The organism is uncultured Marinobacter sp. (genome assembly GCF_963974375.1).
GTDB lineage: Bacteria > Pseudomonadota > Gammaproteobacteria > Pseudomonadales > Oleiphilaceae > Marinobacter.
Genome location: NZ_CAXBDN010000140.1, coordinates 1 through 11,055 on the forward strand (window position 1 = coordinate 1; position 11,055 = coordinate 11,055).

Genomic DNA, 11,055 nt, shown 5'->3' on the forward strand with positions numbered 1-11,055 from the left:
GAAGGGGAACCCCGGCGATGTCCGTCGCCTCCATAACAGAGTGCGCCCAGACATCCAGAAAGCCCGAATCAACGACGCTTCATGGACTGGAAGAACTCGTCGTTGGTCTTGGTTTCTTTCAGCTTGTCGAGCAGGAACTCGATGGCTGCGGTGTCGTCGTCCATGGAGTGCAACAGCTTGCGCAGAATCCACACCCGCTGGATGTCCGCCTCGCTCATCAGCAGGTCTTCGCGACGGGTGCCGGAACGACGGATGTTGATGGCCGGGTAGACGCGCCTTTCAGCGATCTTGCGGTCCATGTGCACTTCCATGTTGCCGGTACCCTTGAACTCCTCGTAGATCACCTCGTCCATCTTGGAGCCGGTGTCTACCAGCGCGGTCGCCAGGATGGTCAGGCTGCCGCCTTCTTCCACGTTACGGGCCGCACCGAAAAAGCGCTTGGGCTTTTCCAGGGCGTGGGCATCAACACCACCGGTAAGCACCTTGCCGGATGACGGGATAACCGTGTTGTAGGCGCGGGCCAGACGGGTGATGGAATCCAGCAGGATGATCACGTCCTTCTTGTGCTCCACCAGACGCTTGGCCTTTTCGATCACCATCTCGGCCACCTGAACGTGACGGGCCGGTGGCTCATCAAAGGTGGAGGCAATGACTTCGCCGCGCACCGTGCGCTGCATCTCGGTGACTTCTTCCGGACGCTCATCAATCAGCAGCACCATCACATGGCACTCCGGATTGTTACGGGTGATCGCCTGGGCGATACCCTGCATCAGCAAGGTTTTACCGGCTTTGGGCGGCGACACGATCAGCCCCCGCTGGCCCTTACCGATCGGCGCAACCAGATCGAGAACCCGGGACGAAAGGTCTTCGGTACTGCCGTTGCCGACTTCGAGGGTCAGACGCTCGTCCGGGAACAGCGGCGTCAGGTTCTCGAACAGGATCTTGTTACGGGCATTTTCCGGCTTGTCGAAGTTGATTTCGTTAACCTTCAACAGCGCGAAATAGCGCTCGCCATCTTTCGGTGGACGAATCTTGCCGGAAACGGTGTCACCGGTTCTCAGGTTAAAGCGACGGATCTGGCTGGGAGAGACATAAATGTCATCCGGACCCGCCAGGTAGGATGCATCGGCAGAACGGAGAAAGCCGAAGCCATCCTGCAGAATTTCCAGTACACCATCGCCGTAGATGTCTTCACCGCTCTTCGCATGTCTTTTGAGAATGGAGAAAATCACATCCTGCTTGCGGGAGCGGGCAAGGTTATCCAGGCCCATTTCCTGCGCGATGTCGAGCAATTCGGGCACAGATTTCTGCTTGAGTTCAGTAAGGTTCATAGGTTGTTAGATTTTCAGGAATGGAAGTAAGCGAAAGTTGGAATGACAGGGGTGCCCCTGAACGGTTTGATTGAATATACGCTGAACGTGGTGCTGGCCAGATGGAGCAACCGGTGGTGAAAAAGTCCGGAAAATAGAACTGGAACCAGAGACAGGAAGAACAACCGCTCGTTAGCGTAGGATGGATAATCGGCCACCTCCCATACCCCTGTCAAGTTTTCCTGCCCATTTTTGCACCAGCCGCACACAGTCTGTGCCCACTACGAGCCCGGCACCCCCTTTAGCGGGTGCTCCCGGATCCCTCTGAAGGGCTACTCCCTTCCATTGACAGCCAAGGTTCAGGATACTGAACCCGGTAACCCGCACAACCCATAACGGAGTCTTCCATGAGTAGCCAGGCCACCGGAGAACTGATCCCCCTTAACATTGCCCTGCTGACGGTTTCTGACACCCGGGGGCCTGCCGAAGACACCTCCGGCCAGTACCTGGAAGACAGTGTTGTGAACAACGGCCATACGCTGATCGCCCGGCGAATCCTTCCGGACGATGTGTACCTTATACGGGCATTGATGTCGGAGTGGATTGCAGCCCCGGATGTTCACGTCATCATTATCACTGGCGGCACCGGTTTTCATGAACGGGACAGCACGCCCGAGGCGGTCAGCCCCCTGCTGGACAAGCGCATCGACGGTTTTGGCGAGGAATTCCGCCGTCTGTCTGCGGCCGACATCGGCACCTCGACGATTCAGTCCCGGGCCTTTGGTGGTCTCGCCAACCATACCGTCATCTTCTGCCTGCCAGGTTCCACCGGCGCCTGCCGCACTGGCTGGCAGGGCCTGCTCGAGAGCCAGCTGGACAGTCGTCACGGCCCCTGCAACTTCGTGGCGCTGGTGCGACGCAAGCCGGAACGGGATGTGAGCCGGCTGGGTGAGAAAATCGGAAACAAGGGTACTCGCTGATGGTTTCAGCCGGACTGACCTCACTGGACGCAGCACTGCAACAGTTGCTTGACGGCGCCACGCCGCTGCAGCAGACCGAAACCGTGGCGCTGGGCCAGGCGCTGGGGCGGGTACTGGCACAGCCCGTTCAGGTTCCGGCAGATGTTCCGCCGGCGGACAACAGCGCCGTCGATGGGTACGCCGTGCGACACACCGATGTGACCGCGGGAACACCGCTGGCAATATCAGGGCGGGTGCCGGCGGGTACCGCGCCATTACCCCTGCAGGCAGGCACCGCCGTCAGGATTTTCACCGGCTCGGAGATCCCCGATGGCGCTGATGCGGTTGTCATGCAGGAGCGTACCGAGCTGGACGGAGACCAGGTCCGCATTCTTGCCGCACCAGTGTCCGGTCAGAACATTCGCCGTCGCGGTCAGGACCTGACGGCTGGCAGCACGGCACTCATCAAGGGAACGCGGGTCCGGCCCCAGGAAATGGGCCTGCTCGGCTCCATGGGCTGTGCTGACGTGACCGTGTTCAAACGCCTCAGGGTCGCGGTATTCACCACCGGCGACGAGCTGGCAGAGCCCGGGGCTGTGCTGGCCCCGGGCCAGATCTACAACACCAACCGCTATACCCTGCTCGGCCTGCTTGCCAGCACCGGCTGTGACGTCGTGCTGTGCGAAACCCTCGGGGATACCCGGGACGGCACCCGTCAGGCCCTGCTCAGAGCCGCTGACCAGGCAGATCTGATCATCACCAGTGGCGGCGTGTCGGTGGGTGAGGAAGACCATGTGCGGGCCGTACTGGAAGCCTCCGGAGAACTGTCTCTGTGGCGACTTGCCATCAAACCCGGCAAGCCGCTGGCCTATGGCCGGATCGGCGGAACGCCGGTATTGGGACTGCCGGGTAATCCGGCTGCGGTGCTGGTCACCTTCCTGATGGTGGCGATGCCTTACCTGCGCCATTGCCAGGGCTATGGTCGTTACCGTCCGCTCGGTGAAACCCTGCCAGCGGCCTTCACCGTGCCGGAACCGTCGGTGCGCCGTGAGTTCGTCCGGGCACGCAAGGACATCGTCGATGGCCAGATCCGCGTCAGCGCCTACCCCAACCAGAGCTCCGGGGTACTCAGTTCCGCCTGCTGGGCCGATGGCCTCGCCGTGGTGCCGGAAAATGCCACCATCCACGATGGCGATCCGGTCACCTATTACAGCTTCAGCGAATTACTGGAATGATCATGAGCAACAACACCATCACCGTCCGTTTTTTTGCCCGTCTGCGCGAAGAGCTGGCAACCGACATGCTGACCCTGGAGCCGACTCCCGGGCTGACCGCCGGACAGTTGCTGGCACAGCTAGCCGCCAAAGGTGGTGCCTGGCGTCAGCTCAATGGTGACCAACCGGTGATGATCGCCATCAACCAGACCATGGCGAAAGCCAGTCACCCGGTGCATGGCGGTGACGAGATTGCCTTCTTCCCACCGGTGACAGGGGGCTGAGCCCAATGAATGGACCCACACCTGAGGTTTCGATACAGATCGACGATTTCTGCCCGGAAAAAGAGTACGCCGCTCTTCGGGACAGTGGCGCCGGCACCGGGGCAATTGTCACCTTCACCGGTCTGGTGCGGGACAGCGGCGATCTGACCGGTGTTACCGGACTGTTTCTGGAGCACTACCCCGGCATGACCGAACAGATCATCAACGACCTGATTGCTCAGGCCGCCGAGCGCTGGGATCTGCGCAAGGCCCGGGTCATTCACCGGGTGGGCCGGCTGACACTGCAGGACCAGATTGTTTTCGTCGGCATCGCCAGCGCCCATCGCAGCGACGCCTTTGCCGCCTGCCAGTTCATTATGGATGCCCTGAAAACGTCGGCACCCTTCTGGAAAAAGGAACTGACCGAAAGTGGCGAGCACTGGGTTGAGCAGAAAGCCTCAGACCGGCAGCAAAGCGCACAGTGGCAGGCGGATCACGATCAACCCTGAGCAAAGTCCTCGGGACGATTCCGGTTTACAAACGACTGCGGCCAACGATCGCAATCAAGCGGATACGCATCAACCTCCCGCGCAAAGCCCTGAACCCTGCGTTCGCCACGGTCCAGCCAGAGCGCCAGCTGCGCCACCATGGTCACCGGAAACACGCCGTGCAGCGGGTGGACTCTGTCTCCGCTCAAGGCAACCACTGCCCGCGCAGGCTGAGCCTGCCAGGTGCGGCACAGGCAGGCCAGCATGGCCGGTTCAACGTCGGGCGTATCACAGGGGCAGACCAGGACTGCCTTCTTGCCTTCCGCCCGGGCCAGCGTCAGGCCCGCCAGCAAGCCGGCGAGCGGCCCCTGCATACGATACCGGGGCTCGTCCTCCACCACCCGCCCTGCGATAGTCCGATAGTCAGACAGTGACCGGTTGGCGCTGACGATAACCGGGTCGACCAGAGCCGCCAGCACATCGGCCACCTGCGACACCAGCGGACGGCCCTGCCAGACCACCAGCCCCTTATCGAGTCCGCCAAGCCTGCGCCCCTCACCACCGGCCAATACCAGCCCGGCGATATCTGCAAAATGCTCACTGGTCACCGTTGCTGCTCTCACCGTTTTAACCACACCTGAAATTCACGAATTTCAGACATAAAAAAACCACCCCGAAGCAACGACCACAGGCGACTGCCGTGGCCGGGCACTTCCGGGCGGTTTCAGACGGTCTCAGCCGCCGGCAGCGATCAGAGATTGCTGTCGAGGAATGCGGCAAGCTGTGATTTGGACAGGGCACCAACCTTGGTCGCGTCCACATTGCCGTTCTTGAACAGCATCAGGGTGGGGATGCCGCGAATGTTAAACTTCGGCGGCGTCTGCTCATTTTCATCAATGTTCAGTTTGCAGATCTTCAGGCGCCCTTCGTATTCGTCGGCGATATCTTCAAGCACCGGCGCAATCATCTTGCATGGACCACACCACTCGGCCCAGTAGTCAACCAGCACCGGAGTGTCCGAGTTCAGTACATCCTGTTCGAAGGAGGCGTCTGTTACGTTTACGATATTTCCGCTCATTGCTGTTTCCTGAGTCTGGCGCCGGCCGGCAGAACACCGCCCTGGGCGCGGGTACGATAACGGCAAGTCCGTAACCGGGCTTTCCGTCCCACTTAGTTTTCATCTTACGTTGTTTGCTGCAATTCGCTGATTATTTACGGTCTACTTTACGCGATTGCTCACCGGTCTGTGAAGCACCCGTTCCAGGCAACCGCTTCAGCACTCCCCGGCTTTACTGACACAGACTCCCGGATTCGCTTATAGTTACCGGCACGACATCGCTGCCGCCTCGCGGCCAAAGCGTATTTTTTCGCCCGGCAACAGGATTCCCCAACACGTGACGGCATCTGCAAACGCTACTCCGCCAGAGCTGCTCGCAGCCATCGACATGGGTTCCAACAGCTTCCACATGGTGGTGGCAAGGCTGGTTCACGGTGAACTGAGAACCCTCGAGAAAATGGGTGAGAAAGTTCAGCTGGGCGCCGGCCTGGACGCCAGCAACTGCCTGACGGAAGACGCCCAACTCCGGGCGCTGGAGTGTCTTGGCAGGTTCGCCCAGCGACTTCAGGGAATGCCGCAGGCGGCGGTCCAGGTGGTTGGCACCAACGCCCTCAGGGTAGCCCGCAACGCCTCTGCGTTCATTGCCCGGGCCGAGCAGGTACTGGGTTACCCGGTTGAAATCATTGCTGGCCGGGAAGAAGCCCGACTGATCTACCTGGGTGTATCACATACCCTGTCTGACGACAGTGGCCGCCGACTGGTTATTGATATTGGCGGCGGCAGTACCGAATTCATTATCGGCGAACGCTTTGAAGCCCGGGAGCTGGAAAGTCTTCACATGGGCTGCGTGTCCTTCCGCAACCGTTATTTCGGCGACGGCAAGATCAGCCGCCGGCAGATGGACCGGGCGATAACCCACGCTTCCCAGGAACTGCTCAATATCCGCAACCCCTACCGCTCCCTGGGCTGGCAGAGCGCGGTCGGCTCCTCCGGCTCGATCAAGGCGGTGTCCAGTGTTCTCAAGAACCTGAAGATCAGTGATGGCACCATGGATCTGAAGGGTATGCAGGAGCTGCGTCGACGGCTGATCGATATGGGCAATGTCCGCCGCCTGGCCGAGGTGGGGGTTCGTACCGACCGGCAGAGCATTTTCCCGGCGGGATTCGCGATCCTGCTGGCAGCATTCGAATCCCTTGCCATTGATCAGATGTCCTACGCCGACGGCGCCCTCCGGGAAGGTCTGCTGTACGACATTCTGGGGCGGATTCAGCACGAGGATGTGCGGGAGCGGACCATCTCCGCCCTGCAGGAGCGTTACCATCTGGATCAGCGCCATGGCCTGGCGGTTGAGAATACCGCCATCGCCCTGTGGCGCCAGGTGGCCAGTAGCTGGGCCATCGCCACCGTGGCTGATGAAGAGTTACTGCGTTGGGCCTGCAGGCTCCACGAGATCGGCCTGAGTATCGCCCACAGCCAGTATCACAAACATGGTGCCTATCTGCTGCGCTATTCCGACCTGCCCGGCTTTACCCAGCAGTTCCAGCAGGAACTCGCCTCACTGGTACGGGGCCACCGGCGCAAACTGACAGCGTCGGTTTTTGAGGGCATCGACAGTCAGGACGTGAATCGACTCCGCCGCCTGTGCGTTCTGGTGCGGCTGGCGGTTCTGCTCCAGCATGCCCGCAATCACGAAACGCCACCGCCCATCACCGCCAGAGCAAAAGACAACACCCTCAACCTGAACTTTGATCCGGCATGGCTGAATGAGCGGCCACTGACGGTCGCCGATCTGGACAATGAAAAGGACTATCTCGGCAAACAGGGCATCACCCTGAATATCCGGGGCAAGGCGCCTGCCAACTGACCCGGCCGGGGATCACTCGGCAGCCACCAGCCGGCTTTCCAGATCCTCCAGGGCCTCGCTGGTTTCGAGCCAGCTGGCTTCGGCAGCATCCAGCGATTTGCGTACCGATGCCTGTTCTGCCAGTAAGGCCTGCAATTCGGCTTTGCGAGCCGGTTCGTATAGCCCGCTGTCCGAGAGTGCGTTTTCAATATCCGCCAGCCGGGCCTGGTCTTCTGCCATTACCCGCTCGGTCTTGACCAACTGTTTGCGCCAGGGACTGAGTTTCTGCCTCAGCTCAGCCTGCTCACGTTTCAGGGCCTTGCGCTCCTCGGCACTGAGCCCTCCGGCCACCGGCGCGGTTTCAGCGCCGGTGGTCCGCTTCGGCGGCTCTGACTCATCCTTGCGGCGCTCACCCAGCCAGCGCTCATAGTCCTCAAGGTCGCCGTCGTAGGGCACCACACGACTCTCGTACACCAGCCAGAACTCATCCACGGTATTGCGCAGCAGATGACGGTCGTGGGAGACCACCACAATGGCACCATCAAAGTTCTGCAAGGCCATGGTCAGAGCCTGGCGCATTTCCAGATCCAGATGGTTGGTGGGCTCATCAAGCAGCAGCAGATTGGGCTTTTGCCAGGCAATCACCGCCAGTGCAACCCGTGCCTTTTCACCGCCGGAAAACGTCCGCACCGGGGCCAGCGCTTCATCACCATGAAAATTGAAACCGCCCAGGAAGTTGCGAATGCTTTGCTCGGACGCCCGCGGAGACAGCCGTTGCAGATGCAGGAAGGGGCTCGCCTGCAGATCCAGGGATTCGAGCTGATGCTGGGCAAAGTAGCCAACGGCCAGATGCTCGCCGGTGGTGCGATCGCCGGACAGCAATGTACCCTCGCCCCGGAGCGCATCCATGAGGGTCGACTTGCCGGCGCCGTTGGGACCGAGCAAACCAATGCGGCTGCCTGGCAGCAAGGTGACGTTCAGCCCGGACAGAATCGGTGTGTCACCATGGCCGGCTACGCCGTTGCGTAAAGACAGCAAAGGGTTTGACACCTTTTCCGCCATCGGAAAGGCAAAGCTGAACGGGGAATCGATGTGGGCCGGTGCAATCCGCTCCATCCGCTCCAGCGCCTTGACCCGGCTCTGGGCCTGACGTGCCTTGGTCGCCTGGGCCTTGAATCGATCGATAAACCGCTGAATTTCGGAGATTCTGGCCTGCTGACGCTCGAAACCCGCCTGCTGCTGGGCCAGGCGCTCGGCACGCTGCCCTTCAAACGCCGAATAATTACCGGTGTACTGGACCAGCGACTTCTGGTCGAAATGAATGATATGGGTCGCCACCCGGTCCATAAAGTCCCGGTCGTGAGAGATAAACAACAACGTGCCGGGATACCTGGCCAGCCAGTTTTCCAGCCACAGACAGGCGTCCAGATCCAGGTGGTTGGTGGGCTCGTCCAGCAGCAACATGTCGGAAGGCTTCATCAGCGCCTGGGCCAGATTGAGGCGAATCCGCCAGCCACCGGAGAATCCGGACACTGGCCGGTCGGCATCGCCCTCGGCAAAGCCCAGGCCCCGGATAAGCGCTTCTGCCCGACGTGGAGCGGCCCAGGCTTCATGAATATCCAGTTCGCCGTGAATGCGGGCCTGAGCGTTGTCGTCAGCCGCCAACTCGGCTTCTGCCAGGGCCCGCTCAAGCTCCCGCAGTCGGCTGTCACCGTCGAGCACGAAGTCCCGGGCACTGCGGTCAGAGGCAGCAACCTCCTGGGCCATATGGGCAATACGGCAACCACCGGGCAAGGAAACCACGCCCTGTTCCTGGGCAAGGGTACCCAGCAACAGCTGAAACAGGCTGGACTTGCCGGCACCGTTGGCACCGACAATGGCCACCCGTTGACCGGGCTGAATAGTGACGCTGGTCCTGTCTAGCAACCAGACACCACCCCGTTGTAAACTGAGATCTGTTATCGTAAGCATGGCGCGATTTTAACAGGGAATCTTTCGTTCAGGTTACGCTTTCGGCGCTGTGACCTGACAACGGATGCAAATTATGGATTCAGCGACATCGGACAAGAACTCCCTGGCCAATGAGCTGTGGCAATTCGCCCTTGCCTTCTGGCAACTTCCCGGCATTGAAGATACTTGCCTGACCCTGCAGCAGAGGGGCTGGAGCGTAACCCGTATTCTGTGTGCAGGCTGGCTCGCCACTCAGGAGCGATCCTACGATGGCACAGAACCGGATGAGCTGAGCCAGTGGCGGCGGAATAAAACCGAGGCCATTCGCGCGCTTCGTCAATCCATCGGCAAGCAGGAGCAAGCGCCCGCAACGCTCAGAGGGTTGCTCGCCAAAGCGGAACTCGAGTCCGAAAAAATCGAACTGGACCTCGCCTGGGCCTGGCTTCAGCACCAGCCCACCCACTCAACGGTAAAGGAACCACCGATGACACTTGCACAGGCCAACGTCCGGGTAGCTGCACCACCCGATGAAGATACCGATAGCGCTGACATACATCAGAAGATAATCTTTCTCGCCCAACAGGTTTTCAAGGTTTTTCCCAATGACTGATACCGGAAACTATGGAGAATTGCTGCCATGACCCGCTGGCTGATCCGGCTCGCCTTTCCCGCCCTGGCCGTTCTGATAGCGCTGCTCGTTGTGGGCGTCAAGGCGCCACAAGATACAGCAAAAACCGAAGTGACCAACCAGCAGCCCACTCCGGTCATCCCGGCCTTTGAAGCTGTGGTTCCGGTACCCGTGACCTCTGCTGAGCCAGATATCGTATTCAAGTGGCAGGATTCCGATGGCGGTTGGCACTACGCCGATCAGCCACCAGCCGAGGGCCGCTGGAACGCCCTGGCAATCGAACCGGGCCGCAGTTCACTGCCACCTGATCAGCAGGACACGCCGGAAACGCCGGATCTTTACGCACCCTATGCGGCACCGTTTAACCTGCAGCCCCAGCTGCCGGAAAACGGCAGCTGAACACAGTTATGGTGGTGACTATGACCCGAACGGCAATATTACGACTCCGTCAGTGGCACTGAAGTCCCAAACCGGTTACCTTTTCTGAAAATCTCAAGCACATTTGAAAAACAAGGAATTATTATGAGAAAAACATTAATCGCCCTGGCTGTCACTGGCGCCATGGCCGGATGCTCCGCTGGCAGCCAGAATAACGCGCAGGTTGAATCGGCGCTGGAAAACGATGGTCAGAAAGTCAGTTACGGCATGGGCCTTATTCTCGGCGAGCGCATGCGCAGCGATCTGCCTGATCTTGAAATGGACCAGTTTCTGGAAGGCTTCCGCCACGGCCACGCCGGTGACGACTCCGCCCGCATGACCCGGGAAGAAGTGCAGACCGCTCTGACTACCTATCAGCGCACCCTGCAGGAACAGCAAATGGCGGAAGTGGAAAAGATGGCGGAAGATAATCGCACCGCCGGCGAAGCGTTTCTGTCCGAAAACGGCGAGCGCGACGAAGTCACTGTTACCGAGTCCGGCCTGCAGTACGAAGTGCTGGAAGACGGCGAAGGCGACCGTCCCGCTGCCACCGACCAGGTCCGGGTACACTACACTGGCGAACTGATTTCCGGCGATGTCTTCGATAGCTCGAGAGAGCGTGGCGAACCGGTGACATTTGGTCTGAACCAGGTCATTCCTGGCTGGACCGAGGGCCTGCAGCTGATGCCTGAAGGCAGCCGTTACCGCCTGTACATTCCGTCAGATCTGGCCTATGGCCCCGGCGGCAATCAGGCCATCGGTCCCAATGAGACCCTGATTTTTGACGTGGAACTGCTGGAAATCAATCCGGAGTAAGCTTCGCTGATCAAAAAAGGCGATGACCCGATGTCATCGCCTTTTTTTGTTCCGGTGTCCCGTCCTGAAATACGTTGTCATCTGGAGAGTGAGCAGATGGGCAACGATAC

At 60.0% G+C, this 11,055-nt stretch carries 12 protein-coding genes; 8 read left to right on the top strand and 4 right to left on the bottom strand.

Features of this window, described 5'->3' with window-relative positions:
* Nucleotides 1–68: 68 nt before the first annotated feature.
* Complete coding sequence (gene rho / locus AAC035_RS12555; protein ID WP_339804671.1) at nucleotides 69–1,331, bottom strand: transcription termination factor Rho; 1,263 nt, start codon at nucleotides 1,329–1,331, stop codon at nucleotides 69–71.
* 386 nt (nucleotides 1,332–1,717) lie between these two features.
* Between rho and moaB the strand changes: the two genes are divergently transcribed.
* From moaB to AAC035_RS12575, 4 genes are read left to right on the top strand one after another with little or no spacing between them, the layout of a single operon-like run.
* Nucleotides 1,718–2,290, top strand: a complete 573-nt coding sequence (gene moaB, locus AAC035_RS12560) for a molybdenum cofactor biosynthesis protein B (protein WP_339804673.1) — start codon at nucleotides 1,718–1,720, stop codon at nucleotides 2,288–2,290.
* Nucleotides 2,290–3,504 carry a gephyrin-like molybdotransferase Glp gene (gene glp, locus AAC035_RS12565; protein WP_339804675.1) on the top strand — a complete coding sequence of 405 codons (1,215 nt, stop codon included), beginning with the start codon at nucleotides 2,290–2,292 and terminating at the stop codon, nucleotides 3,502–3,504. Before moaB ends, glp begins: the two co-directional genes overlap by 1 nt.
* A 2-nt stretch (nucleotides 3,505–3,506) precedes the next feature.
* Complete coding sequence (gene moaD / locus AAC035_RS12570) at nucleotides 3,507–3,767, top strand: molybdopterin converting factor subunit 1 (RefSeq protein WP_339804677.1); 261 nt, start codon at nucleotides 3,507–3,509, stop codon at nucleotides 3,765–3,767.
* Between the two features lie 5 nt (nucleotides 3,768–3,772).
* Nucleotides 3,773–4,255, top strand: a complete 483-nt coding sequence (locus AAC035_RS12575; protein WP_339804679.1) for a molybdenum cofactor biosynthesis protein MoaE — start codon at nucleotides 3,773–3,775, stop codon at nucleotides 4,253–4,255.
* Here the strand turns inward: AAC035_RS12575 and mobA are convergent.
* On the bottom strand, nucleotides 4,246–4,857 hold the full coding sequence (mobA, locus tag AAC035_RS12580) for a molybdenum cofactor guanylyltransferase MobA (RefSeq protein WP_339804681.1): 612 nt from the start codon (nucleotides 4,855–4,857) through the stop codon (nucleotides 4,246–4,248). The two genes, AAC035_RS12575 and mobA, sit on opposite strands and share 10 nt — an antisense overlap.
* Before the next feature lie 128 nt (nucleotides 4,858–4,985).
* Nucleotides 4,986–5,312: a thioredoxin TrxA gene (gene trxA, locus AAC035_RS12585; protein ID WP_339804682.1), complete on the bottom strand. Its 327-nt coding sequence runs from the start codon at nucleotides 5,310–5,312 to the stop codon at nucleotides 4,986–4,988.
* A 316-nt stretch (nucleotides 5,313–5,628) separates the two neighbouring features.
* Between trxA and ppx the strand changes: the two genes are divergently transcribed.
* The gene (gene ppx, locus AAC035_RS12590; RefSeq protein ID WP_339804685.1) at nucleotides 5,629–7,155 is read left to right on the top strand and encodes an exopolyphosphatase; all 1,527 of its coding nucleotides are present in this window, start codon (nucleotides 5,629–5,631) and stop codon (nucleotides 7,153–7,155) included.
* Nucleotides 7,156–7,167: 12 nt separating this feature from the next.
* On the opposite strand, the gene AAC035_RS12595 is transcribed toward ppx, so the two are convergent.
* Entirely contained in the window at nucleotides 7,168–9,105 is a 1,938-nt protein-coding gene (locus AAC035_RS12595) for an ATP-binding cassette domain-containing protein (RefSeq protein ID WP_339804687.1), read from the bottom strand.
* 73 nt (nucleotides 9,106–9,178) lie between these two features.
* Between AAC035_RS12595 and AAC035_RS12600 the strand changes: the two genes are divergently transcribed.
* The 3 genes from AAC035_RS12600 (at nucleotide 9,179) to AAC035_RS12610 (ending at nucleotide 10,945) form a co-directional block, all read left to right on the top strand.
* Complete coding sequence (locus AAC035_RS12600) at nucleotides 9,179–9,694, top strand: TIGR02444 family protein (protein ID WP_339804689.1); 516 nt, start codon at nucleotides 9,179–9,181, stop codon at nucleotides 9,692–9,694.
* Between the two features lie 27 nt (nucleotides 9,695–9,721).
* Nucleotides 9,722–10,111, top strand: coding sequence for a DUF4124 domain-containing protein (locus tag AAC035_RS12605; RefSeq protein WP_339804690.1), 390 nt, complete (start codon nucleotides 9,722–9,724; stop codon nucleotides 10,109–10,111).
* A gap of 123 nt (nucleotides 10,112–10,234) precedes the next feature.
* The gene (locus tag AAC035_RS12610; RefSeq protein WP_339804692.1) at nucleotides 10,235–10,945 is read left to right on the top strand and encodes an FKBP-type peptidyl-prolyl cis-trans isomerase; all 711 of its coding nucleotides are present in this window, start codon (nucleotides 10,235–10,237) and stop codon (nucleotides 10,943–10,945) included.
* The last annotated feature ends 110 nt before the right edge of the window (nucleotides 10,946–11,055 follow it).